The 26,194-nt window shown below is 48.1% G+C and carries 21 protein-coding genes and 1 pseudogene; 3 read left to right on the top strand and 19 right to left on the bottom strand.

From position 1 onward, the window contains the following. Positions 1-141: 141 nt before the first annotated feature. The 15 genes from ACTTHR_RS06895 to metK form a co-directional block, all read right to left on the bottom strand. On the bottom strand, positions 142-3,069 hold the full coding sequence (locus ACTTHR_RS06895) for a T9SS type A sorting domain-containing protein (protein ID WP_442605640.1): 2,928 nt from the start codon (positions 3,067-3,069) through the stop codon (positions 142-144). 169 nt (positions 3,070-3,238) lie between these two features. After that, the gene (locus tag ACTTHR_RS06900; protein WP_442605641.1) at positions 3,239-4,225 is read right to left on the bottom strand and encodes a CvfB family protein; all 987 of its coding nucleotides are present in this window, start codon (positions 4,223-4,225) and stop codon (positions 3,239-3,241) included. A 17-nt stretch (positions 4,226-4,242) separates the two neighbouring features. Further along, a complete protein-coding gene (locus ACTTHR_RS06905) occupies positions 4,243-5,676 on the bottom strand; it encodes a PDZ domain-containing protein (RefSeq protein WP_442605642.1) in 1,434 nt (477 codons plus the stop codon). A gap of 17 nt (positions 5,677-5,693) precedes the next feature. Continuing rightward, on the bottom strand, positions 5,694-6,182 hold the full coding sequence (locus ACTTHR_RS06910; protein WP_442605643.1) for a CinA family protein: 489 nt from the start codon (positions 6,180-6,182) through the stop codon (positions 5,694-5,696). Between the two features lie 14 nt (positions 6,183-6,196). Next, positions 6,197-7,258 (bottom strand): tRNA (adenosine(37)-N6)-threonylcarbamoyltransferase complex transferase subunit TsaD, encoded by a 1,062-nt coding sequence (gene tsaD / locus ACTTHR_RS06915; RefSeq protein WP_304285735.1) that lies wholly within the window; start codon positions 7,256-7,258, stop codon positions 6,197-6,199. Positions 7,259-7,409: 151 nt separating this feature from the next. Continuing rightward, entirely contained in the window at positions 7,410-9,881 is a 2,472-nt protein-coding gene (locus tag ACTTHR_RS06920) for an InlB B-repeat-containing protein (RefSeq protein ID WP_442605644.1), read from the bottom strand. Positions 9,882-10,050: 169 nt separating this feature from the next. Then, a complete protein-coding gene (locus tag ACTTHR_RS06925) occupies positions 10,051-10,995 on the bottom strand; it encodes a hypothetical protein (protein WP_424777522.1) in 945 nt (314 codons plus the stop codon). 125 nt (positions 10,996-11,120) lie between these two features. Continuing rightward, positions 11,121-11,504: a DUF2752 domain-containing protein gene (locus ACTTHR_RS06930; RefSeq protein WP_304285775.1), complete on the bottom strand. Its 384-nt coding sequence runs from the start codon at positions 11,502-11,504 to the stop codon at positions 11,121-11,123. Between the two features lie 30 nt (positions 11,505-11,534). Beyond that, entirely contained in the window at positions 11,535-12,533 is a 999-nt protein-coding gene (locus ACTTHR_RS06935) for a YitT family protein (RefSeq protein WP_304285774.1), read from the bottom strand. Positions 12,534-12,568: 35 nt separating this feature from the next. Then, the gene (leuS, locus tag ACTTHR_RS06940) at positions 12,569-15,349 is read right to left on the bottom strand and encodes a leucine--tRNA ligase (RefSeq protein WP_442605645.1); all 2,781 of its coding nucleotides are present in this window, start codon (positions 15,347-15,349) and stop codon (positions 12,569-12,571) included. Positions 15,350-15,518: 169 nt separating this feature from the next. Next, complete coding sequence (locus tag ACTTHR_RS06945; protein ID WP_442605646.1) at positions 15,519-16,667, bottom strand: leucine-rich repeat protein; 1,149 nt, start codon at positions 16,665-16,667, stop codon at positions 15,519-15,521. Continuing rightward, on the bottom strand, positions 16,664-17,554 hold the full coding sequence (locus tag ACTTHR_RS06950) for a hypothetical protein (RefSeq protein WP_442605647.1): 891 nt from the start codon (positions 17,552-17,554) through the stop codon (positions 16,664-16,666). The genes ACTTHR_RS06945 and ACTTHR_RS06950 overlap by 4 nt, the downstream gene beginning before the upstream one ends. Before the next feature lie 127 nt (positions 17,555-17,681). After that, entirely contained in the window at positions 17,682-18,311 is a 630-nt protein-coding gene (locus ACTTHR_RS06955) for a MarC family protein (protein ID WP_442605648.1), read from the bottom strand. A 127-nt stretch (positions 18,312-18,438) separates the two neighbouring features. Then, on the bottom strand, positions 18,439-19,566 hold the full coding sequence (tgt, locus tag ACTTHR_RS06960) for a tRNA guanosine(34) transglycosylase Tgt (RefSeq protein WP_442605649.1): 1,128 nt from the start codon (positions 19,564-19,566) through the stop codon (positions 18,439-18,441). 177 nt (positions 19,567-19,743) lie between these two features. Beyond that, positions 19,744-21,030 (bottom strand): methionine adenosyltransferase, encoded by a 1,287-nt coding sequence (metK, locus tag ACTTHR_RS06965; RefSeq protein WP_442605650.1) that lies wholly within the window; start codon positions 21,028-21,030, stop codon positions 19,744-19,746. Positions 21,031-22,019: 989 nt separating this feature from the next. Between metK and ACTTHR_RS06970 the strand changes: the two genes are divergently transcribed. Both ACTTHR_RS06970 and ACTTHR_RS06975 read left to right on the top strand, forming a co-directional pair. Then, positions 22,020-23,336, top strand: coding sequence for a hypothetical protein (locus tag ACTTHR_RS06970; protein WP_442605651.1), 1,317 nt, complete (start codon positions 22,020-22,022; stop codon positions 23,334-23,336). Next, the gene (locus ACTTHR_RS06975) at positions 23,311-24,408 is read left to right on the top strand and encodes a putative phage abortive infection protein (RefSeq protein WP_442605652.1); all 1,098 of its coding nucleotides are present in this window, start codon (positions 23,311-23,313) and stop codon (positions 24,406-24,408) included. The genes ACTTHR_RS06970 and ACTTHR_RS06975 overlap by 26 nt, the downstream gene beginning before the upstream one ends. A 248-nt stretch (positions 24,409-24,656) precedes the next feature. Here the strand turns inward: ACTTHR_RS06975 and ACTTHR_RS06980 are convergent, their stop codons facing one another. The 3 genes and pseudogenes from ACTTHR_RS06980 to ACTTHR_RS06990 all read right to left on the bottom strand — a co-directional run. Further along, a complete protein-coding gene (locus tag ACTTHR_RS06980; protein WP_442605653.1) occupies positions 24,657-25,055 on the bottom strand; it encodes a tyrosine-type recombinase/integrase in 399 nt (132 codons plus the stop codon). A gap of 112 nt (positions 25,056-25,167) precedes the next feature. After that, the gene (locus ACTTHR_RS06985; RefSeq protein WP_442605654.1) at positions 25,168-25,407 is read right to left on the bottom strand and encodes a hypothetical protein; all 240 of its coding nucleotides are present in this window, start codon (positions 25,405-25,407) and stop codon (positions 25,168-25,170) included. Between the two features lie 67 nt (positions 25,408-25,474). Continuing rightward, a pseudogene (locus ACTTHR_RS06990) lies at positions 25,475-25,546 on the bottom strand (HNH endonuclease); the annotation flags it as partial. Positions 25,547-25,586: 40 nt separating this feature from the next. Here ACTTHR_RS06990 and ACTTHR_RS06995 point away from each other — a divergent pair. Further along, positions 25,587-25,760, top strand: a complete 174-nt coding sequence (locus ACTTHR_RS06995; protein WP_442605655.1) for a hypothetical protein — start codon at positions 25,587-25,589, stop codon at positions 25,758-25,760. A 187-nt stretch (positions 25,761-25,947) separates the two neighbouring features. Here ACTTHR_RS06995 and ACTTHR_RS07000 read toward each other — a convergent pair whose 3' ends face one another. Next, positions 25,948-26,190: an immunity 17 family protein gene (locus ACTTHR_RS07000; RefSeq protein WP_442605679.1), complete on the bottom strand. Its 243-nt coding sequence runs from the start codon at positions 26,188-26,190 to the stop codon at positions 25,948-25,950. Between the last annotated feature and the right edge of the window lie 4 nt (positions 26,191-26,194).

Here is a 26,194-nt window from a genome sequence, read left to right on the forward strand (position 1 = left end):
CTCACAAATCATTCACGCTATTTCGCCTTTTCTTGAACCTTGGGGATAGATTTTCAAGAAAAAAACACCCTGCCTTCTACAAAAAAGAGGGCAGGGTTTTCTAGGATTTACCCGAGTTATTTTACCGGTATAGCTAGCGCATTATCGGAAGATGCGGTGTACACTTCGTCCCGTATTGCCATCAAGAACAACAATGTAGCTGTTACCACTGGCAAGGTCTTCTACAGAGATGCTTGCTGATGGACGCTCTACCTTCTTGAGGAGTACACCATCTACTGTGTAGATAGAGACGGCTGAGATAGAAGAGCTACTCGTGAGGTGCAAAAGGGCATCATTGCCAATCTTGGTAGGATACACACCGGGAGCTTCCTTTTCGTAGGGTATCTCTTGGTTACCTGTGTACACACCCTCTTCGTATGCCACCTCAATATCGTATTTGTCGCTTTCCTTTCCGTCCTTATCCGTGTACTCACGAGTGTTTACGCGAGCGATCTCTTGTCCATTACGTTTTACGATAAACTCTTTTACAACAGGGAAGGGGGCAAGTTGCTTACTCGTGGAGAAAATACCGAGGTTGTCTTCAGGAGAAGACTTTTTGTTGTTGGTACTTAGCAAAAGACCAATGGCAAGATATCCGGATGGCACCACAGTGTAGATGGTGCTTGTCTGAGAAGGAGACATGTAGAATAGATCCGTTTCTCTTAGGTCGAAGGCAAAAAATCCATCGGTGTATTGGCGGTAAGCATCGTTAGAGTAGTTGTAGTAGCACAAGAGGTCGGCACCTGCGGCATTGGTCACACTTACTCCTGCAAAGAGCACCTTCTCGTGGTTGATTAGGATGGGCTTGTCGAACATGACGGTAACCCACTCTCCCATCTTCCAAGTAGAGGGGACACTGAAAGGCTTGGTTACAATGCTACTACGGCTTTTGGAGGTTTGTAGGAATGCTTTGTACGAGCTTCCGGCCGAAGTGGGCATGAGACGCAACCCATGTACATACACAGGTTTGTCATTAGAGCGGAGTGCGTCTGATGGGAACTTACTGAAGAGAGTGATGTCTTGAGGAACAGGAAAGCCACCAAAAGATACCTTCATTCTAGCGTAAGTGGGCTTATACTCAGCATCGCTTTTGGGAGCTCCAAAAAGGGTTATTTCTTGGAAGTTGTACGGCAGATTCCAGGAGATGCGCATACCGCCAGAGCTTTCTTGGCTCTTGCTAACTACCGGTACCCACTTGGAGCGTTCTCCTACGAAAATACTTTGTTCTGCCCAGTCCGTTTCTACATAACGCTCCGGTTTAGTGGGATCGAGGGTTGTTAGGTCGTTGCCTGTACCATATTCGTAGCGAGCTTGTACGGCATAAGTAATGGTTTGGCAGAATCCCTTCTCGTCCCTGTTTGCCTTTTCTGCATCTATTGCCGGTTCGGAGAAGGAGGTCGCTTCGGTACGTTTGTATTCTGCGGTACTGTTGTTGCGTCGGATATTGTACTTCACTTTCCATCCGGGAGCAAGGTATGTTGAGGGAATAGCATCCCAGCTTACCTTTAGGTTGTCTCCATCTTTTTCTATTTTGAGACCCGTTACGTTGGGTAGAGGGCGTAGCTCTACCCCATCTTTATTCTTTCTCCAAACACCTGGGAGGGAAGTCGCAGTTCCATTTGTTTTGGGGTCGAGGAAGGTCGACATCTTCTCGGAGAACTTGTCCCAGTGGTACGAGAGTTTGCCGTAATAGTTGGTTCCTGTGGTACAGCGACCGCCTCCTCCGGTGAGGGTTCCTACTACCAATTTATTCTCATTCCAGAGGGAAGACCCGGAAGAACCGCCCTCTGTCTCTCCCTTTGTGAAGTGGAAGAAAAGGTGTGCATTCTCTGCACCTCTACACCCTTGGCCGTTATATCGGTCGTCCCATGTTTTGCTGGTAACACCTCCGTTGTACACAGAGATTTTCTTTGCGTCACCGGCAGGGTGGTGCATACCTACCCCGCTATTAGGGAGTACATCCGATCTATCCCAACCATTGTAATACACACGGTACGACTCGGGAACTTCTTGTTTTAGTTCTAGCAAAAGGCCATCCGACTGACCATCGATGGGCAAGAATGCTCTAATGTCGCAGCCTACCATTGATTTGGCTTGTTCTCTAACGATGGCGATGGCGCCGTTGCTGCTATTGGGCTTTTCGTAGTGGAAGGTGAAGATCCATTGGGCGAGATCCGCATCGCTAGAGTTCCTATTTTTTGTCACGCTCTCGCAGTGTGCTGCAGAGAGAATATAGGGTTTGAAGTCTTCGTTGGTGTTGTTGAGGAGGTTCCCCGAACATACACTGATGTTCCTCCCATGCACCATCATTATTTGTACAACACCCGCTTTTTGCTCTTGCCACTCAGCACCTTCGGCCGCATTTACGTTGAAGGCGCAATCATCGTGTGCGCCGTCTTCACCGGGATCCCTAAGTCCGGCTTCGCGTGTGGAGAAGATATGCCCCACCGAGGAAATCAAGATTGAGGGCATCTCTTGGCTATTGAGATAGGGATAGTACTCAAGTACGGCCGTAGCACCGGGGAGCATCTCCGTGGCAAAAGCCCCATGTGTGGGGTGTGTCTCGTGCGTGTACTTTCCGAGCACCTTTAGGCGGTCGGGGGTATAGATGTATAACTCACCTCCATTTTTGGGGATGAAAAAGTCGTCGTAGTAAAGCAAGCTCGCCTTGGCATTTTTCACGTCTATGGTAAGGCGGTACATTGTGGTACCATTGTCTAGCGTAATACGTTCGGCATCACGAGCAAAGTCAATATTAGTCTCGATGGTCCTACCTATGGTCAGAGGCTTTACGTGAAGCCTGTTTACGTCCCATCCGTTCGTGCTCTTTACGTCGTCCGGGTTGAAATTGGGAAGAACCTTTATTACTTTAGGAGCCGCAACAGAGCGAAGTGCGCTAGAGCTTGCGGAGTGGTTAAAACTTGCAGGAGTACCTCCATACGATATTTGCGCCGTGGCAAATAGGGTAGACGAGGCTACTAGTATTGGTGCCAATAGGGCCTTTACTAATAGAGGGGTGTTACCTTTCATTGTCGTTTTGGTTGTTTGAGTTATTTATTTTGCCGATTGCAAAAGTACAATTTTCTTGTTTTGAGCAAATAGATTCTGTCGAAATTTTTGAGAATCAGCAGCAAAAGGGATCTGAGAACTTCGTCTTTTATCCCTTCTGTGTGGGTCGCACTATGTGTGTAGAGAGTCTTTATTCCCTTTTTGCTAGGTGAATAGACTGAGGAGTTAGCTCTATGAGTCTCTGTTTGTAGAGGACGCCGATTGCCATCTTAAAGGCTTTTTTGGATAGCTTCGTGAGGGCTGCAATATCCTCAGCACTGCTCTTATCCCCAAGGGGAAGGCTCCCCCCTCGCTCCGTTAGTAGTTGGAGGATATAGTCGCTATTGGTCTTGAGTCGTGCCACCCCTATGGGATTGGGAGCGAGGTCTAGCTTGCCATCCTCACGTGTGCGTACTATATAAGAGGTTATGCGGTCTCCTATCGTGAGAGGTTCCGCAAGGTCGCTATGGTAGAGCATACCCCAATAGCGATGATCGACTACCGCACGATAGCCCCTCTCGTGGTTCTCCACAATGAGAGCCTCCACGACCTCGCCGGGGGTGTAGTTGGGAAGCTCGTTCCCTATATGTTTTCGCAATTCTCCGGAGCCGGTAAGTCTGCCACTAACATGGTCTACATAGACAACAATAGGGTAACTGGCATCTTGGACAAAGCGTGTAGGCTGCTCGGCAAAGGGTACGAAGAGGTCACGATGGATGCCCCATGCCATAAAAGCCCCTTCCTTGGTCACCGCCTTTGTTTCTAAAAAAGCGACTTCGCCTAAGAGAGCATAAGGGCGCAGTGTAGTGGCAATGAGCCTTCCCTCATTGTCGTGGTAGATGAATACTTCAATCTGATCACCCTCTTGTAGCCCTTCTTCCGGAAAATAACGGCGAGGTAATAGTACCTCCTCGGTATCAACGGCAAGGTAAGCCCCGGGAGGCGTGATGCGCAATACCTCTAGAGCCGTCCACTTCCCCAAATAGGGGTTTTGAGAGGAAAGAGGGGGCTGAGCAGGGAGGCGAGAAGGTGGAGATGCAACTTCATCTTCGTGTAAAAAGGTGATTTTGCGAAGACCTGCACCGAACTCGCGAGCAGGCTCTCGATCTCCCTTTTTTGTATTCTTGGGGTGTGACATCTGCGTCTCTTCCGAGTTTAATCGAGCGTGATATAGCTATTGTCGTGTAGCTCCGGCATCACATTGAGGCGTTGAGTTACCCCCTCGCTTAGTACGTCGAAGGTGTAATAGGGGGTAGAACGCTCTCCAAGGATATAGGGACGGAAGCCAAAGAGGTAGGAGAAGATGGATAGGTATTTCTCCTTTGCGATCTGTTTCTGGATAGACGAGTAGCTGTCTTTGCGCCAATAACGGCAGTATTTTACTCCATTACGATCCGTAAACATGGTGCTTTCGTCTCGGTATTGCAGCGTGTTTTCTACGAAGAGACGATAAGCGGCATTGAGCTGATCCACCATGGCCATAGGCTTTTCGTTGATGGCTACTATCACATCGTTTGCGCGTATCCCGGCTTTAGCGGCAGGAGAGTTAGGCACAACATAGGCTACGTCTCCGAGATCAGAGGTACGTAAGTAGAGCCCCGTGTAGTTGTGTCGATGTGTGGCAATGCGCCATTTGGGGTTGATATTGTAGCGAACGAAGGGGAATTGTCCCATCATCATGGGGATGGAAAGGCGAGCATACTCCTCGATAGAAAATTCTTCGGTAAGGTGCTCTACGGCTTCGCAGCTCCAAAGCAAAATACTTAGATTGCGCCCATTAAAGATTCGTATTCCTATGGTAAGTACATAGCCGGCAAGCTGTTTGTCGGCTCCTACGGCTAGGAAAGGCACTTGTACAAGGCTCTTTTGGTCGGGGTCTATGCGTACATCCCAGAGTTTATCTGTGTTCTTTGCTTTTTTCGCGTCGAAGTAGGGATTGCGTGCCAACGTGTAATAGGTGTCGATAACGATGTCGGGGTCGGAAGCATCGTACCGTAGCCCTTTGGCTTCTAATTGCTTACGGATTACTTCGTTTAGAGCAATATCGGTGCTAGAGAGGGCTTTGCTCTCGTCTGCAAAAGCAAAGTTGCCAAAGTTTTCGAAGCTCGTTTTGCCCTCACGTCCGGTGTCGAAGGGATAAACGATGGCACGTTCGCTTTCGTCTTCGAGGCTATAGAAGGCAAAGGCTTGCGCGAGAAGTCGCTCGTCGAGTAGGGAGCGGTCGTGGCACTCGGGTTGGAGGGTACGGCTCTTTTTCTTGTAAGAGAAATTGCTAACCTCCAGCTGTATGGCAGCGTCTCCTCCCTGCAAGATATCCACAAACTCCTGCTCGGAGAGATCTTTGAGAGACCGACCATTGATACTCTCTACGATATCCCCCACTTTGAGCCCGGCAAGAGCTGCAGGAGAATTGGGCTCGATAGAGAGGATGATAGGGCGATTGGCTCCCCAATTTTCGTTGTAACTCATCTGATACTCCAGCCCAATGCGGCAGATTTGGCTCTTAGACTTGGAGTTTTGAGCTTGTGCACTACCGAATCCCAAAAGGAGTGTAGCCAAGGTTAGAGGAAGAAGGTGTTTAAGTTTCATCGTATGCTTCTCTAGAGTTATTTCTTCGTTGTATAGTGATGGATAAAGAGCTGTAGAGCCTCACGGCAGACCTCCGCGATGAGAGCCTCTCGCCCTTTTTGTATTAGTAGTTTGTGTGCATAAAGTTGGCTCTCGAGGGCTATCCCAATCCAAACAGTGCCAATGGGCGACTCAGGAGTGCCTCCCAGAGGTCCGGCAAATCCCGTTGTTGCTAGGGCATGGTTTGCGCCAAAGCGTTTTTGTGCACCGCGCGCCATGGCAAGAGCCACTTCCCGACTTACCACCCCATGCCGGGCAATGAGCGAGGGTTCGATCCCCAGTAGCTCCACCTTTTGCTCTTCGCTATAGGTGATAGCTCCGCTTGCGTACCATCTGCTTGCCCCTGCTTGGGCGGTAAGGTAAGAGGCAAGTCTTCCCCCGGTGCAGCTCTCGGCTGTCGCTATTGTCTCCTGCCGAGCAAGGAGTAGCCGTGCTATTTGTGCTACGAGGGGTTGGAGCGTTGTCATTCGGATCTCTCTATTTATAGGTTCTCTTTGAGCGTAGTGCGTACAAAGGGAACGAGGTCTCGTGAGGCAAAATCTCCGGCCAGATACGAGAAGTATCCGGCGGCGGCTACCATGGCAGCGTTGTCTGTAGTGTAGGCAAACTTGGGGATAAAGATCTGCCACCCGTAGCGAGAGGCATAGTCGGCAAAGGCATCTCTAAGTCCTGTATTCGCCGAGACCCCTCCGGCTACAGCTACCCGATTGATTTGATATTGTTTGGTGGCCTTTAGGAGCTTACCCATAAGAATGTCGATAACCGTCTTCTGGAGGGAAGCGCAAAGGTCTGCTTTGTTCTCTTCTATAAAGTTGGGGTTCTCCTTTAGTTCGTCTCTAAGCGTGTAGAGGAACGAGGTTTTGAGCCCACTAAAACTATAGTCAAGTCCTTTAATTTGAGGCTTACTGAATTGGAAACGAAGGGGATTTCCCTCATTCGCTAGCTTATTTACAATAGGGCCTCCCGGGTAACCTAGCCCCATTACTTTGGCGCATTTGTCGAAGGCTTCGCCTGCGGCATCGTCTATCGTTTGCCCTACAACATCCATATCGTAAGGGCTATTTACTTTGATGATCTGCGAGTTCCCGCCCGATACCAATAGGCACAAAAAGGGAAATTCGGGGCTTTGGTGTTCCTCTCCGGGTTCGTAGATAAAGTGCGCCAGCACGTGCGCTCTCAAGTGATTGACTGAGATGAGAGGCGTACCCAGTGCGAGGTGTAAACCTTTGGTAAAGTTGACCCCAACCAACAGAGAGCCTAGCAATCCGGGCCCTGCCGTAAAGGCAATGCCATCCAAGTCGTGCACCGATACTCCGGCACGCTTGAGGGCTTCGCTTACTACAGGTACTATGTTTTGTTGATGTGCTCTTGATGCCATCTCGGGGACTACCCCTCCGTAGGCACTGTGCACTGCTTGACTTGCAATTACGTTGCTGAGGAGCTCGCATCCGCGCACTACGGCGGCACTGGTATCGTCGCAAGAGCTCTCAATCCCTAGCAGAAGTGGATACTTCTTTTCTTGTGTCATTTGCTGTTGCACCATTCTGTTTGGCGCAAAGGTAGGGATAAAATGGAGATTAGATGTAGATAAAGAGTGGATTGTAAAAGATAAAACGCCGAAGAGGTCAGGAACAACTTTCGTACTGTATTGCCCCCGCTCTTCGGCGTCTTACGTTATTGTAGTGTATTGAGTACTAACGTCTGATATTTAGTAAAACACTCGATGAACCGATCCGTACAAGGTAGTGACCTGTGGGGAGGGTAGCAACGGGGAGGGTGACCTCTCCCTCAGCGTTGGTGGTCGCCTGTTGGAGGAGCAGACCATCCATATTGTAGAGAGCTACTTCGCTATTTAGGTTAGCATTGCTGATTTGTACCTTATGACTGGCGGGGTTGGGATAGATCATGATGCTTGGGGAGTCTATAGCCGAGAGGGCAGTCGTTGTGATAAATTCCGCAGAGATTTCAACCGAAGCTTCCACCACGAATGTACCGGTGTAAACCTGTCCTTCACGAGTCAGTGCTAGTTCTTTATCCCCCAAAAGTACTTTGCCATTTTTCAGCTCATAGCCTTGGTTGGCCGTCGCTACGATAGTGAGTTGAGTTCCCTTCTCTACCGAGGTGCCGGATGCTAGGGTGTTTGCCCCCTGCTTTACGATGAGGTTGCCGTTGGTTGCCGGCTTGTAGGTGATGGTTACCTTTTCAATCTTTCGCTTGAAGGTAGCGGAGATGGTCGTCGCCTTTTCAGCGGTAAAGTTTGCCTTGTAGGTGCGAAGTGTTGGGTCGAATGTAGGGTTCTCTACCTTCTTGTTGTTGATCATCAATGCCTCGAGTTCGTAGCCTTGGTTGGCGGTCGCTACGACAGTGAGTTGAGTTCCCTTCTCTACCGAAGTGCCGGACGCTAGGGTGTTTGCTCCCTGCTTTACCACGAGACTTCCGTTTGTTGCCGGCTTATAGGTAATGGTAACCTTCTCAATCTTTTGTTTGAAGGTGGCGGAGATGGTTGTCGCCTTTTCTGCGGTAAAGTTCGCCTTGTAGGTGCGAAGGGCAGGATCGAATGTGGGGTTCTCTACCTTCTTGTTATTGATCATCAACGCCTCGAGTTCGTAGCCTTGGTTGGCAGTCGCTACGACAGTGAGTTGAGTCCCCTTCTCTACTGAAGCACCGGATGCTAGGGTATTCGCTCCCTGTTTTATGACGAGGTTGCCGTTGGTTGCGGGCTTGTAGGTAATGGTTACCTTCTCGATCTTTCGCTTGAAGGTAGCGGAGATGGTCGCCGCCTTTTCAGCGATAAAGTTTGCTTTGTAGGTGCGGAGTGTAGGGTCAAAGGTTGGGTTTACCTTCTTATTGTTGATCATCAACGCCTCCAATTCATAGCCTTGGTTGGCAGTCGCTACTACAGTAAGATGGGTTCCCTTCTCTACCGAAGTGCCGGACGCTAGGGTGTTTGCCCCCTGCTTTACCACGAGACTGCCGTTGGTCGCGGGCTTGTAGGTAATGGTAACCTTCTCAATCTTTCGTTTGAAGGTAGCGGAGATGGTTGTCGCCTTTTCAGCGGTAAAGTTTGCCTTGTAGGTGCGAAGAGCTGGGTCGAATGTAGGGTTCTCTACCTTCTTGTTGTTGATCATCAACGCCTCGAGTTCGTAGCCTTGGTTGGCAGTCGCTACGACAGTGAGTTGGGTGCCTATCTCAACAGAAGATTGGGAAGCTATTGAGGTTACACCCTTCTTTACCGTAAGAACTCCATTTGAGGGTTGAGCGTAGGTGATAAAAAACGTAGCAGGGGTGTATTCTTTCCAGGTGTTCGCGCTTTTGTTGTACGTATAGGGAACCCAGCCGAGCTTTTTGATTGCAGCGGTTTGTGCCGATGTGCAGGTGTTGTGCTCACTATCTTTGCTATTATCATAGATGGCAAGGATTCCGGGGTCTTTAGGGTTATTGAGTTTGGGAAGAGAGGCGATGAGAGCATCCATAGATGCCCCTTGAATCTGATTTTGTGTGCAGCGTACTTCTATTAGTTCTGTAGCTTGCTTGGATACGACTAAAGAGGAAAGTTGATTGTTGTCACAATGGACTTCTTGCAACCTGTTATGCTTTGAGAGGTCTAAAGATGTGAGCTTATTATTGGAGCATCTCAGCTCAAATAATTCTGTATTCTTTGAGAGATCTAGAGAGGAGATCCTGTTGCCGGAGCAATTGAGCATCTCTAGAATAGTGTTTTTCGAAACACTCAAAGAGGAGATGCTATTGGAGAAACAATCAAGCTTTTTTAGTTTTGTATTCTTCGATACATCTAGAGAGGTGAGGTTATTCTTGGAGCAGTCTAGCATTTCCAGCATTGAGTTCTTTGAAATGTCTAGAGAGGTAATATTTTCGCCACTGCATTCAAAGGAGAGTACCGGACCACTTATAGAGATTTTCCCATCTTCGGAGTCGAGAATATAAATCTGCTTTTTTGTTTCTGGGTCTGTCCCGTTGGCCTTAGCACCCTCTATTGTAAAAGGAGCTTTGGAGTAAATGTTAAAGAGGAGTTTTCCCCCTTTTGCCTTGGAGGTTTTTAGGGTAATGACAGGATTTTGTGCCTTAAGTTGAGGCAGGGCAATGGTTACGAGTGCAAGGGACAAGGCCCAAGCCACTAAGCTTTGTAATCTAAGTTCTAATTTCATTTCGTTTTATATTTGTGGAGGTGAATGTTTTGGTGGACCATCCTATTTGTGGAAGGAGTTAAATGCATACAAGAATAGTGGGCAATGGACCTTTTCTGACCCACTGCCCACAAAGATACTGCTTTTTTCTATGTGTTCTTGCGGCTGCCTAGAATTCGCTGCTCAAGAGTTAGCTTTTTGTCTCGTCTGTTTTTTGAGTATCCTTTTCTGCCTTTTGCTTCGCATGGCGTTTGTCGCTAAAGTAGAGGATAGCGATAAATGCGAAGAAAGAGATAAGGATGAGAGTCATCTCAAGGGCATACTCCATGGGGTGTACCCAGATCTCTTTGAAGAGGTTCCATCTTCCTAGGATTTCTACCGTATTCCATAGGATAATCACTGTGGGTATAGCATAGCGGATGGCGGCTCCAATGTTTTTGATACGGATGAGGCGAGAGAAGAGATACATAGCCCAAACGAGAGAGCCAAAGGCTATGATGTAGGCAACGGGGTGCCTATCTCCGATAAAGGCATCGTCGTAGACAAAGAGAAGGAGTAGGTAGCAAGTCCAGATGACAGCATTAAACTCCATAAAGGTGGTAACGGCCACGTTGTGTACCGGAGCACGGAATGTTCTCACTTTTTCTTTGGGGAGGAAGTGACGCTGTATCCAATTGAATAGGTTGCAGCCCGTGCGGGAGTTAAGGATGTAGCCGAGCATCATCATAGCCCAAAAGCTAATGCTTGAGGGCATAATTAGGTACTCAGGTTTGGTTATAACTTCTTTGGTTACAGGGTCTAGCAGAGGTTCTATACCATAGCGTCTAGCATAGTAGACGAAGGCAAATTCCACCCAACCAGTCCAGAAAAGTACTCCTCCGAGGAAGCCTAATATGGTCTGCTGTGTAGCGTTTCGTGCTATAAATCCCCAGAGAAGGAGTGCTACTCCGATGAATCCCATGACTAGAGCAGCGTGAAATACGTAGGCGTCGCCGGCAAATTTTTCGCTCAAAATCATGAGGGCATGCCCTAGGGGCATACTAAAAAGTACGATAAGAAAGGCCCAAACGCCCTTCATACTAAAACGAGAGAGGCTCTCGCTAGAGGGGGAGCTAGGTGAATTGGTTGTAGTCATTTCGGTCTATCTGTTTATTTACTCGCTGGCAAAGATAGTACAATATAGTTGTATTTTGCTAGGGAAAAATCGGAAATGAAACTAAAATGTGGCAGAAATGGAGTCTTAGCCTCACTTCTAGGAGCTTATAAATTGCGGATAATAGTCCAGGCTATGGTGATGAGAATGAGGACTCCGATAAAGAGAGGGCTATTACAGCGGAGGTAGATACGCTCTGCCCAAGTGTGGCGATGGCGTAGACGCTCAATCGCAAGAAGGAAAAAGACCAGGGGCATCCCAAGGAAAAGAATCGGGTTATAGTGCCAGGCTTGTAGCAGGCGACCATGTAATAATGCGTGGGTAGCTCTAAGGCTCCCGCATCCGGCGCATTGGTAACCCGTGAGTAGACGTGAGGGACAACGTGGGTAAATGGGGGTTGTCTCGGGGTTGAAAAAGAAAAGGAGTAGGAGGGCAACCACAATTGCCACCCCTACACCTATGCTTAGAATACGAGTGAAGGAGTATTTCATCCTACCTCCTGTTTTGGGATCTCTGTTGGGCTATTTTTGTTTACGGATAGCGTCGAAGCCCTCGCCATACACACCATGTACAATTCCCTCGGACACGAAAGCGTTGGGGTCAATCTCGCGTACAATCTGCATAAGGGGGGTGCGCATATTCTTACGCATAACGACCATCAATACTTTGGTGGGTTGCTGACTGTACCCTCCGGTAGCCTCTAAGATGGTACAACCTCGGTGCAAACGATGGACAATAGCTTCGTTGATCTCGGAATACTTGAGGCTGCTGATAAAGAATTGTACACTCTGTTTGTTGCTGTTGAGGTAGAAGTCCATAGCTTGGGCTACCACCACGATTTCTACAAACGAGAAGGCAAGTTTACCAAAAGCTACCGTCCAGTCGTATTGAGGACCCATGTAGTGGCTTACGACACATCCCGTACCTACGATCACGCTATCGACCATAATCATAGCACGACCGAGCGATACATTTTTGTACTTATTGATGATGGCAACAATTACGTCCGTACCTCCGGTAGATCCATTAACAGAGAACACGAATCCCAATCCCAATCCACAGAATACCGAACCCAAGAGCAATGCCACAAAGGGCTCATCGTGTGCGAGCAAAGGCCCTACGTTGGGTACGAGATTGCGGATAAATGGAGAGATGTTGTTGAGTACCTCTGCTTGCTCCACGGGGTCTGTGAAGAGGGCTTGACCAAAGGGGAGTACAAGCAAAATCATCCCGACCCCGATAAGGGTATTAAGTGTGAAGCGCCATCCTAAGAAGAGGATTGCGAGCACCAAGAGGAATACATTGATGATGTAGTAGGGGACAGTTGCGGGGATATTGGTAGCAAGCTGGATGATGGTAGTAACACCGGCCAAACCTCCGGAAGTAATGTTCTGAGAAAGAATGAAGGCTGTCCACCCAAAGGCATAGCTCACTACGCCGATAAACATGATCAGAAGATCGTGCGCAATGCGCAATTTTGCCCCTCGTTGCTTGGGGAGCTGCAACTTAGATTCGGTCATCTTGAGAGATATTTTCTTGTTTTTAATTTCGTTCTTTAGAGTACTATATTTACGATGCGTCCGGGTACCACAATCACCTTTTTGGGTTGCTTCCCTTCTATCCATTTGGCGGCTTCCGGGGCACTGAGGGCAGCAGTCTCTACCTCTTGGGGTGTTGCAGAGGCGGCTATCTCGAGGGTGAAACGCACCTTGCCGTTAAAACTTACCGGGTATTTAGTGATGCTTTCTACCAAATATTTTTCTTCAAATTGAGGCCACTCTGCATCCACGATAGAGCCTGAGTTACCAAGAGCTCGGTAGAGATACTCGGTGATGTGCGGTGCAAAGGGACTAAGCACAACGAGTAGAGGCTCGAGGACGGCACGTGAGGTGGTCTTGAGGTGCTGTAGGTCTCCTACACAAATCATAAAGGCAGAGACAGAGGTATTGAACGAGAATTGTTCGATGTCTTGCCCCACCTTGCGGATGAGTTTGTGCAGAGCTTTGAGTTCTTCGGGGGTGGGTTCCGTATCTGTTACGGCTAGATTCTCCTCCTTATAGAACAGCCCGAAGAGTTTTTTGAGGAAGCGGTGCACCCCATCAATCCCTTTGGTGTCCCAAGGTTTGCTCTGCTCGAGGGGCCCTAGGAACATCTCGTAGAGACGGAGGGTGTCTGCCCCATAGGATGCGATGATGTCGTCGGGGTTAACCACATTGTACATCGATTTACTCATCTTCTCTACAGCCCAGCCGCATTGGTAGCTACCATCTTCTTCGGTGATGAACTCGGCTGTGTTGTATTCGGGGCGCCATGTACGGAAGGCCTCTAGGTCTAGTTTGTCGTTGTGTACGATGTTTACATCCACATGTATTTCTGTGGTGTCGTACTGATCTTTCTTGCCCAGAGAGACAAACGTGTTGCTGTTTTTGATGCGATACACGAAGTTGGAACGCCCCTGTATCATCCCCTGATTCACCAGTTTGCGGAAAGGTTCGTCTTCGCACACAACGCCTAGGTCGAAGAGGAATTTGTTCCAGAATCGGCTGTAGATCAAGTGCCCTGTGGCGTGCTCGGTACCGCCGATATAGAGATCAACGTGACGCCAATAGCGGTTGGCTTCTTCGCCCACGAGGGCATGATCGTTGTGCGGATCCATATAGCGGAGGTAGTAGGCACTACTCCCTGCGAAGCCTGGCATCGTGCTGAGTTCGTAGGGGTATCCCTCGGGTGTATGCCAGTTGGCTGCACGGCCCAGAGGGGGCTCGCCTGTCTCGGTGGGGAGGAAAGCATCTACTTCGGGGAGCTTGAGAGGGAGCTGATCGTCGGCAACAAGGGTTGGGATTCCCTCCTTATAATAGATGGGGAAAGGCTCTCCCCAGTAGCGTTGGCGGCTAAAGATAGCATCGCGCAGGCGGTAGTTTACTTTTACTTTGCCCAGCCCCTCTTTTTCGATGTGGCTGTTCATGGTCTTGATGGCATCGGCAACAGACAATCCGTTTAGTATGCCACTATTGATAAGGGTACCCTCTTTGCCGGCCTTGGCATCTTCCCAAGAGTCTGTCTCAGAAGGCTCTTCGCCATTGGGGAGCACTACCTGAGTGATGGGGAGCCCAAAGTGACGAGCGAAAGCGAAGTCGCGCGTATCGTGGGCAGGTACCGCCATAATAGCCCCTGTGCCATAGCCGGCGAGTACATAATCGCTGATCCAAATGGGGATAACCGCACCTGTGAGAGGATTGCGGGCATAAGCTCCGGAGAATACCCCCGTTACACGCCGATCGGCAATGCGCTCACGCTCTGTTTTGCGTTTGGTGGCAGCGAGATATTCTTCTACAGCCGCCTTTTGTTCGGGGGTGGTAACCTCCTTTACCAAATCGCTCTCGGGTGCAAGTACCATGAACGAAACTCCGTAGATGGTATCAGGGCGTGTGGTGAAAACCGTAAAGCGAGTATGGGTGCCCTCTACCTCGAAATCTACCTCGGCACCTTCTGATCGCCCAATCCAATTTCGTTGCGTTTCTTTGAGCGCATCGGTCCACTCTAGGGTTTCGAGAGAAGAGAGAAGTCGTTCTGCATAGGCCGAAACTCGCAGGCACCATTGCTTCATCTTGCGCTGCTCTACGGGGTGACCGCCTCGGATGCTGACCCCTTCGCTTACCTCGTCGTTGGCCAGTACGGTGCCCAGCTCTGCACACCAGTTCACTACGGACTCGCCTAGGTAGGCAAGGCGGTAGTTCATGAGCACCTCGCTTTTTTCTTGGGGGGTATAGGCGAGCCACTCTTCGCGAGAGAAGCAGCAAGGCGTATGGGTATAGGCATGAATCCCTTCGGATCCGTGCTCCTCGAAGTGGGCAACGAGCGACTCAATAGGGCGAGCCGAGTTGCTCTTCGTATCGTAGTAACTCTCAAAAAGGCGTGCAAAGACCCATTGCGTCCATTTGTAGTAGGCCGGGTCGCTTGTGCGTACCTCGCGGCTCCAATCGTAACTGAAGCCGATCTTCTCGAGTTGCTCTCGGTAGCGTTTGATATTTATCTCGGTGGTAACTTCGGGATGTTGCCCTGTTTGGATGGCATACTGCTCAGCAGGCAACCCAAAGGCATCGTAGCCCATAGGGTGTAGCACCGAAAAGCCTTTCGATCTCTTATATCGGGAGAATATGTCTGATGCAATGTAGCCCAATGGGTGCCCCACGTGTAGCCCAGCCCCCGAGGGATAGGGGAACATATCGAGGACGTAGAAGGGAGGGCGATTGGGGTTTTCGGTTACCTTATAAACATCATGCTCACGCCAAAAGGCTTGTACCTGAGCCTCTATTTCCGAGAAATTATACTCCATAGCTATCTCAATTTGACCGCAAAATTACTATAAACAAATGGATTCTTTGCAATGGAGGCGTGGCTACTCTCTCGGCGAATCATAGCCTTTGAAGCTTGCCAATTTCTCTCCTGTATTGAGATGGCAATGACTAGGTATTCTGCTTGCTTTGGGGAGGGCAGGTCACTCTCTAGAGGGTGAGTTTGTAGGAGGATCTGCCTATGCGTAGTAGGTATATCCCGGGAGAGAGCGTGTAACTACCGCTAGAGGTCCATTGCGTAATCAGGTTGCCCTCGTGATCGTAGAGCCGAGCCGTTGTAACCCCTTGAGGTGGGGAGAGCATCAGGGTATTGCCCACAAGTCGGTAGGGTTGCTCCTCGCTTTCCTGCCACTGTGCTTGCTCTTCCAAAGCATCGATAGACTCTATTTGGCGCACTATTTTCTGCCAAAAGGGAGATTGAGTGTAGAGCGCGATGGACCCTTCGGGTACATAGAGATAGAGAGGATCTCCGCGGTAAGAGGAGGTTGAGCCTGTAATCTCGGGAGGGAATGCACTGCGGATAATGAGGGTGTCGAGGGGGGAGTCGAGCCAAGGAATCCCCTCCATTTGAGAGAGCGTGGTTGGGAGATCGAGGGTGGTGAGGGAGCCACACGCCCGAAAGGCCTCTTGCCCGATACTCGTAACCCCTTCGGGTATCTCTAGATGGGCTACATAGGGGCTCATGGCAAAGGTAAATCGCCCGATGCGGACTATCTCTTCGGGCAGAAGGGGGTGAGCGTAGAGGCTGCCCGTGGGGTAGAGTAGCAGCGTGCGGCTTGTGAGATCCACAAGGCATCCTTGTTGTACGGCAAGGTAGGGCGACCCTTCCTCTACCTCTATGGTTTCTAGATAACGCCCCATGATGGCACCCTCTTCGTAGTGCTGGAGTGTGGCCGGTAGGCGAATCTCCGAGAAAGCCCCATCCACAAAAGCCCATTGCTCCATACTTCTAAGCCCTTTGTTGAGGAGTACATGGCGTAGGTAGGGGCAGTAGAAAGCTCGGGAAGAAATGTGCTGGAGGGGGAAGGGGAGAATCAGCTCTTGCAGAAAGGGTTGACCTGCGACTTGCCCCAAAGAATCGACGTAGTACGTAGCTTGGGGAGCAATGGTATCAATCCACCTCAGTACGGGATCTATGGCCATATTGAGGTAGGATTCTTGACCCTTCCAATGTAGCAGGGTGCGTCCGTCCGGGCTTAGGGAGTAGTCTTCGGGAGGTATAGAGGGGAGGTTTTGTGCCCTAAGGGGGAGGAGGAATGTGAGTAGGGCGAGGGCGAAAGTAAGAGGGTGTCGTTTCATAGAGGTAGGAATTGTTGAGGCGGGAGGTGCGCTAGGTTTTTCCTTTCTAGAGCCTGGAAAAATAGATCTAGTAGCCGAGCTAGATAGGCATCTTGGGGGAGGCTCTTGAGGGCCTTGAGAGCTGGGGATTGCTTCGGGTGACGGAAGTCCCAAGCGGAGAGTAGGAGCCGTTCCTTACCACCAAAGTGTGAGAAAAGCTCGGGAGCTAGGGCTAGGGCCCGCAGCGAGAGGGCGATCACGGCTAAAGCAAAGTCGCTGGCGTGTAGATTAAAGTCGCTTGGGGAGCAGAGAGGATGTGTATAATCGGGATTGCCCTCCTCTCGGGGTAGCTCGCCCTGCATGGAGGGCAGGTAGATGCCATCGTAGTCGAGAAGCACGATGGAGCCATCGGGGCGAATACGTAGATTGTCGCTCTTGAGGTCGCCGTGCGCAAAGGATTGGCTACGGAGCCAGTAGGCAAAATGCCCAAAGTCTTGGGATAGCTGTAGCAGTCGCTCGGGGTTGTGGAGGTAGTAATCGACCTCACGAACGAGGCTTTTCCCCTCCACCCACGGAAGTAGTACTAGAGGATAGTACGTGTTGCCAACTCGCAACTCCTCTTCGCATAATCGCATGGGGAGAAGGTAGGGGGAGGCAATGCTGTTGAGTTGTTGAGAGATGGCTCGGCAGCTGGGGATACGTCGCTCTTGTTCGGCTACGTAGCACTTGATGGCCCATTCTTCGCGTTCGTTCCCCTCGCTATGCGCCTTGAATACCACAGAGTAGCTCCCCCGGGAGTAGATGGGCTCCCCCTCATCATCAACCGAGAGCGCAAGGCGCAGGCTTCGGAACGTACCACTCTCTGCGTGGCGCAATGCCGTGGTATATTCTGCGATAGAGGGGAACATCTTTGCCTTTTGTTATCAGTCTCCCTTGGGAGAGGAAAAAAGCTAATGAGCTTTTGCGAAATTGCTAATTAGCTTTTCACAGATTCCTCATTAGCTTTTTCTCCCAACGTAATAAGTATTCTCCTTCTTAGGGCTGAACGGCGTGCAGCATATCGATAACTTTCATCAGGTTATCAATGAAGAATTTGATGGAGACGGCAAGTAGGATAACTCCGAAGAACTTACGGAGTACGAAGATCCCGCCCTTGCCGAGCCAGCGTTCGAGCGGATCTACAAACTTGAGCATCAAGAAAATGAGTGCCGAGACAGCCAGCACGGCTACAAATATGTTGGAGTAAGCAACCCCCTGAGCTACCAAGGTGAGCAAAGCGGTAAAGGAGGCGGCTCCTGCAAACAAGGGGAATACGAGGGGTACGATGTTGGCATTCCCATTAGGCCCATCGTCTTTGAATACTTGTACACCAAAGAGCATCTCCACGGCCAGCACAAAGAGCACGATAGACCCTGCTACGGCAAAACTCTGTGTATCTACCCCAAAAATATTGAGCATAGGCTCCCCGATAAAGAGGAAAGCGAGCAACATTACCCACGACCAGAGCGTAACGGTGGAGGGGCTTATCTTCTGCCCCTTGTCTTTGAGGCTAAGCACAACAGGGATGGCTCCCACTATGTCTACTGCAATAAAAAGAGTCATAAAGGCGCGACCTGCCTCCGCAAAATTGAATGCCGATAAGTCGGCTAAGATTTTATCCCACATACTAATCTACTATTTTATACTAAGCCCCACCATATATACTCTCTGGCGATCTCCCTACTTATCCCCAATTGGCGAAGCGAATTCCCAAAATCTGCTGTCCCTCTAGTGTGGAGGGCATCTTTCTTTTTTAGAGCCGGCGAGTGAGCTCGGGCAGGATCCCGGCTTTCCACTCCGTGAATCGATCCTCTTCAAGAGCTTTGCGCGCTTCGCCCACAAGCCATAGATAGAAGGCTACATTGTGGAGCGATGCGAGGGTTAGCCCTGTTAGCTCCTCAGCCTTGAAGAGGTGGTGCAGGTAGGCAAGCGTGTAACGCTCATCCATCGGGTGTGCCCCTCCGCGCTCGATCGGCTCGAAGCAATCGCGCCACTTGGCATTCTTTATATTGATGGTGCCATGCCGTGTAAAGAGCATCCCGTTGCGCCCATTGCGTGTAGGCATAATGCAATCGAACATATCCACCCCACGCTCAATTCCCTCCAAGAGATTGGCAGGAGTGCCCACGCCCATCAGATAGCGAGGCTTGTCAAGAGGTAAAATGGAGTTGGTGAGCTCAATCATCTCGTACATCTTCTCGGTCGGTTCGCCCACGGCAAGCCCTCCGATAGCATTCCCGTCCGCCCCTAGAGCCGCAATGTTTTCGGCTGCTCTACGTCTAAGGTCGGGGTAAACGCACCCCTGTACGATGGGGAAGAGGGACTGTTGGTACCCATAGAGTGGCTCAGTCTCGGCGAGGCGCTTACGGCAACGTTCCAGCCAACGCTCGGTAATGTCGAGCGACTGACGTGCGTACTCGTAGGAGGCGTCCCCGGGGCAACACTCGTCAAAAGCCATGATAATATCCGCCCCGATGGTGCGCTCTATATCCATTACCCTCTCGGGGGAGAATAGGTGTTTGGAGCCGTCAATATGGGAGGCAAATGTTACCCCTTCTTCTGTGATTTTACGGCGGTGCGCTAATGAAAATACTTGAAATCCTCCACTATCTGTGAGGATCGGTTTTTGCCAAGTGCCGAACTTATGCAACCCGCCTGCACTACGTAGTACCTCCAGCCCCGGGCGGAGGTAGAGGTGATAGGTATTGCCCAAGATAATCTGTGCGCCCGTTGTTTCCATCTGCTCCATGGTGAGGGCTTTGACAGCACCTGCCGTACCTACCGGCATAAAAATAGGAGTCTCAATAACTCCGTGGTCGGTTGTAATCCTCCCCAATCGAGCTGCACTCTTGGGATCGTTGCGTAGTACTTCGTATTTCATTCTGCCGCAAAAGTACAAAAAGATAGGCACTCCTCTCTAGGGCGAGGCTTGTGTATACCGCCTTTTCGCCTACGAGTATGAGCGCTTTTTCTGTAGTATGGGGGAAGGTGTGGATAAACAAAACCCACTCCAGGGGCGGGCCCGAGGAGTGGGTGATGCAAAGGGATCGGATGCCTTTTAGAGGGCAAAGGCCGCCTTGATGCGGTCTACATAGTCGAGTTTCTCCCATGTGAAGAGTTCTACCTCTACCTCCTCTGCGGGGCGATGGAAGTACTCAAAACGCTTGGTTACACGCTGGGGCATACGACCAAAGTGCCCATACGCTGCGGTCTCTTGGTAGATGGGCTTGCGCAAGCCGAGGCGTTGCTCTATGGCATAGGGGCGAAGGTCGAAGATCTCCCCAATCTTGCGGGCAATCTCTCCGTCACTCATCGCTACGTGGCTTGTGCCCAACGTTTCTACAAAAATGCTGATGGGTTGGGCTACCCCGATGGCGTAGGCAAGCTGTACCTTCATCTCATCGGCTACACCGGCAGCCACCATGTTTTTGGCAATGTGCCGTGCAGCATAGGCGGCCGAGCGGTCTACTTTTGAGGGATCCTTGCCCGAGAAGGCACCCCCACCATGACTACATCTACCGCCATAGGTATCTACAATAATCTTGCGACCGGTCACCCCTGTATCGCCCGAAGGACCGCCTATTACGAACTTGCCCGTGGGGTTTACAAAGAGTTTGTAGTCGCCTTGGAATAGAGCTTGTATCGAGGCATCGTAGCGAGCAATGAGACGAGGGATCAGCAGCGAGCGTACATCGTCTTCGATTCGTTTGCGCATGGCACTATCCGCATCATCTTGACTTTGTCCTTTCTCTGGAGTGATGAACTCGTCGTGCTGAGTCGAAAGCACAATGGTATCAATACGCAAGGGGCGGTGATCGTCGCTATACTCAATGGTGATTTGGCTCTTGGCGTCAGGGCGGAGGTAGGGCATCAGCGCGGGTTCGTGCTTACGGATGTGTGCCAGCTCGAGCAGCAGACTATGAGCCAAGTCAATGGCTAGAGGCATGTAGTTGGGGGTTTCGCGTGTTGCATACCCAAACATAAGCCCTTGGTCTCCTGCACCTTGTTCTTCGGGGGCTTCGCGCTCTACCCCTCGGTTGATGTCGGGGCTTTGGTCGTGTATTGCCGAGAGGATACCACAGCTATGGGCGTCAAATCCATAGGCAGCTTGATTGTACCCAATACCTTCTACCACACGGCGCACGGTGGCATCAATATCTACATATCCTTGGCTGCGAACTTCCCCTGCAAGTACCACTTGTCCACGAGTAGCAAGCACTTCGCAGGCAACTTTGGACTGAGGATCGGCGGCAATAAGGCTATCTACTATGGCGTCGGCAATTTGGTCACAGACTTTGTCGGGATGACCTTCCGATACAGATTCGGATGTAAAGAGGTAACTCATACTTTCTTTTTTGATTAGTCTAATATTGATTGTTTCGCAAGGACAGGCACCCGATTTTGTTGGAGTGGTGCACACAACGCTTTGCAGCCCCATGGGTTTTCGGTTGTATAAGGTAGAGGTTAGGCTCTCACTCGGGCAACAAAAAACTCTCCACGCCTTACTGTGGAGAGTGAGAAGAGATATAATAAATTGCCCTCTCAGCATCGGTTTTACTTGGGAGTTGTCCAAAGATGCTGCTCAGTGTTGTCTATTTGTTCCCTCTTTCTGGGGAACCCCTAGTTCGCAATTTCTCTTTTTGAGAAAGAGGCGAAGAGCAGCGTAGCATAGCCTTTGTCACGCGAGGGGTGGAAAGGTTTAGCATTTTTTCTTGTGGTTGCAAGCTCCGCAAATCCGTCCACAGACCAACGTCTTTTCTGATGTCGTCGGTGCAAAGTTAGTGACTAATCTCTAACCCTGCAATACCCACAAAGAGGGACACTGTTTTTGTATTTACGAGGGTATATATTTTCGATAATATCCTCCCTAGATGCACGGAATATATCCTTGAACGGATTAATGTCTGAAAGTGGATGCAATCGAATGATTGTCCTGATAATCGAAAATAGAAACCTCTACTGAAATACATAGGCAAAAGGTTATGTCCATACAGAAAAACTCACAACAGCGTCAATCTTCGACAGCGGGCAGATTCTTTCAAGGAAGTGCATATGTCCATGTTGAGGTGAATAATAGAATGTGTTACAATACTAAAACCAAAAGAGTATGACAGAGAAGAAAATCAGCACGATTGATCCATTTGTCATTTGGGAAATTGTTTTGTAAGGAATCTCTTGAGATTGAAAACTTGTGAATGGAAGCAAACTTGAGAGTCCCTGTGAAAATAATACATGTCAATATGTCATGGATTTTCCCTGTTGTAACACTATTGTGTCAGATTTTGTGTTGGCACGGTTTTTGTATACAATTTGGTTTGTGTTAATTCAATTGTTATGACAGTTATCGTTTTAGGGGCTGGCGTAGACGCCACAGAGGGCATTGGCATGCCTTTGACCAACGAACTTATTCCCAAGATAAGTGAGTTTATTCAAACAGAAGAAGGGGCAAGTATTGAACGTAAACTTCGCTCCATGATTCCTTCTTTACGATTTCATTTTGACAAATTCATCAAGAATACCATTGATAGGATTGCTCAAGACTTTGGTAGAGAAGTAGTCTCAATTAGAGACAATATACAAGAAGAGCTAAGAAACAATGAAAGGTTGTCAGAGGAAGATCGCAAAATGGGTAGACTAGTAATGGCGATCATGAACAAAGTTAGTTCTCTAAAAACTGGAGCCGTTTTAGATGAAGAGACTGCTCAGCTTATAGAGGAACTTTTTGGTCAAACAATAAGAATTGATGATGAGACGATCGTCGATTTCTCTAAGTTGGTTTATACAGATACTTTTAAGAGTGTAATGCGCCAAATTATGGAGCGAAGTTTGTCACATCCTAACAATGCCATATTAAAACATGTATATCACAACCTTCTTGATATTGAAGAAATACTGGTAAAGTACTTTGTTGGGTTCTACACGGGTAATATAGGAAGTATCAAAACTTATATTTACATATCTTGGATGCTCTGGAGTTTTCTGAAAGAGAAAGAAAAAGAAATCTACCACACTCATTCAGAAGACCTATGTAATAACTTCCCTATATATTCACAAATCCCTGCCGATTGGAAGATCATCACATTCAACTATTCATCATTTGCACATTTTTTTGCTGCTGCAAGGCATGATGAGGATGCTTTATATTTTCATGGGAATCTGATGACACATGTTGATGTTTACAATAAAACAGAACTCCCTATAAATGATGTCGATTATAAAGACTTGAATATTCTAAGTTTCTTTGACGAACAACTTGCGCCTAATTTATCGTTCGAAGACAACAATCGGAAATACATGATTCCAGAATTCTTACCTCCGATGAAGATTAAGCCCCTTCTTTCTCGTCGTTTCATTAAAACTTGGTTTGGGGCAGAACAGGTAATAAAAGATGCTGATAAGATTATCATTGTAGGCTATTCTTTTAATCACTCGGACGAGCATTTCAATGGGATTCTACGCGAGTGCAGAGATAAAACAGTTTTTATAATTGATCCAGATATCGAAAAAGTTATCAAAAGAATAGGAGCGATATACTATTATACTCCCAGTATGTACAACACGATCAATATACAAGGACATCCTGCAAAAAAACATGATCGAGTGACACTCATTAATGCCGAAGCACATGAAATCAATATACAGGAATTATAGACGATGGGAAATTGGCATTTTAGTAGCTGCGGGTGGACTTTTAACCCATGTAGCTGTTTCAATGATCAGAAAAACGGGCTGGAGTTGCTGGTTTGACTCTATTTTTATTAGTAATTATGGTTCCTTTCTTGGCGGAGTCGCTACAGTCATTAGTATTTATTACCTCTATCGAACATTGCGTGATCAAGGACGCCAATTCCAGATACAGAATTTTGAAGGGCGGTTTTTGGAATTGATTCGTTTCAACCGAAATGCAGTAACCCAGATGAGTTGTATAGACACATCAAAAAGAGGAGAGCCTAAATTTGACGGCAAGAGTGTATTTGAGATTTTTTGTCGACAAATTGAAGAGGCAATCAAAATCGTTACAGAGTTTGTTGAAGGTAAGGTAGATATAAAAGAGTTATACTTGGATCCATCAGAAAGATATGAGGCTGATAAATCTGTATGGGGAGAGAATCTTCTTTGCAAACACAACATAATAAATATAGCTTTCCTAGTCACTTTTTTTGGAGTGAGGAGTAACGGGTGTGATCTCCTTAGGACCAAATATTTATCGCAATATAAGTCCGAGGAAATAGAAAAACTATTGCGTATTTTTCGTTTGAAACTATCGGTTACGCATGACAAATCTAATGATTCTAAAGAAGGGAATCCTGTAACAGAGTCCGAAGTTGTAAATAATGAAAATAAGTATTTTGAGGGGTTTCAGTATGATTTAGGTAATTATTTTCGAACATTGTTCCAATGTGTAAAATATGTCAACAAGCAACCATTTCTAAGTTTCCAAGAAAAATATGAGTATGTGAAAATGCTCAGATGTCAGATGTCAAATGCAGAAGAAATGGTATTATTCTACGACACTATCAGTGATTTGGGAATGGCGTGGGAATATGACAAAAAGAATAGAAACGACATAAACAAACAATTGGTTACAAAATACAATATAATTAAAAACATCCCAATACATAGCGGAGAGGATTTCCCAATCTTGTTTTATCCCAACATTGCCTTTGAGAATTTAGGTGACACATCCTCAGGAAGAAAGGACCTAGAAGCTCAATATACTTGACTATTTGTGTAGCCAAGCCAAATTTAAAAGAATACAAGCAATAGAAGTTAGATCCATGATTGTGTAAAATCGTGATAAAATACGATTTCTGAGTGAATAATATTATTCTTTCAGTCTTAAAAAGCGATTTTTTGAAGGCGTAAAATAAGGAAGGATATAGAACATTACTGATTTCCTTACCGTTACCTATTCTTCTTTCTTGTTGTTCCAATTCGTTGAAATATAGTTGTTTGTAAAGAGATTCGTGTTTAGCTATATGGAAAGACCATAGGCGGTATCTGATGCCTCTTCAGTAGTCGGGTAAAAGAGTCTCGATAGGTGCGAGGGTCTACGGCGTGGATAGATGTGCCCACTACGAAGGCTGAAGGGGATTGTTTCTTTACGATACTCAAAGCCTCGAATAGTTGCTTTGAGATGGGTATCTCCCGATATGAATACTTGGTTTTAGGGGAAGAGAGAATGCGTTCTGTAGTCCTTAAATCACAGTTGTATATGCGCTCCGCAGTCTTGTGAACCCGAAGGATTCGATGGCTTAAGTCTACATCAGTCCATTGCAGGGCACACACTTCTCCTATTCTCATTCCCGTACAGAGCGCAAGGAGTATCCCGATATTTCGAGAATTGGGATTCTCAATTAGGTACATCATCAGTTTCCTTTGATGGCGGAGAGAAAGAACCGGAAATCTATAGCTTCCCTCTTCTGTAGGGTAATCTAGCTACCAATCTTCTCTCTCAAATAACTTGTTCCTAGCTCCATACTTAATAATGGCTCTTAGGACGGCAATGATATCCCGAACGGTCTTTTTGGGCTAGCCCTGATTTTACTTTGTCGATGATGACGCGTTGCACTTCGCTCTCGCTTATTTCTCTCATTTGCCCGAAGAGGGAGAGTAGATGGGTACGGAGTGTTAGGCGATAGGCGCACATCGTTGAGTACTTCACGAGAGGGCGCTTGGTCTCGCACCATAGTTGCGAGACCTCTTCGAATGTCTTTTGCATCTTGTACATATTTTGAGGTTCATAGATATATGTAGACTACTCATTATGTACTAAGATGGGAGGGAAGCTACTTATTTCCCTTTTGTCGGTTGTGCATTTTGCAGAGCATTTCGCAGTTCGCTAGCGAGGTCTCACCCCCTTTGCTCCATGCTGTTTTACCTAGTCAGCTTCCTTACTGAATGCTGAGCCATTCTTTTAAGGTCATCACAGAGGATAAATCGTCAGAGCCATATCGCAAAGAGTTGGACAGCATCATCACCAAATTGAGAATCATCGGTGTGAGTTACAACGAAGCTGTCAAGACGCACAACAGCTACCACTCGGTTAAAACAGCCCAGAGAATGATACGCTAGCTCGAAGTCTACTCTGAGGCAATACTCAAGCTACAGGTGTGGGAGATACAGCTGACTGTGGCGTTTGATAATCAAGAGAAGAGATAGAGAGGAGGTTTTGAGTAGGGAAACAAGGCTTATGATGCCTATTCCCTTGTTCAAGGGATCACGATTTTGTCGCTCACTAGTTGTAAAATGAATAGGCTCTCTAATGTAAAAAGAAATATGTCAATGCCAACATCGCAACAACAATAATAACTCCATTGAAGATGCGAATGCCATCGCGACCTAACAATTCTTTGAACACCTGAAACTTAGCTGAGTTTGTCCACCGAATATCCCAATCATAATAACAGATTGTTCCCCAAAGAATAATACCCAAGAATACCAGGGAAATCCCACCAATTCTCCCATTCGCCATATCCTCGTTGAGTGGCGAAAAGCATGCCATCCCG

The organism is Porphyromonas endodontalis, from assembly GCF_052173515.1.
Classification (GTDB): Bacteria; Bacteroidota; Bacteroidia; order Bacteroidales; family Porphyromonadaceae; genus Porphyromonas; species Porphyromonas endodontalis_A.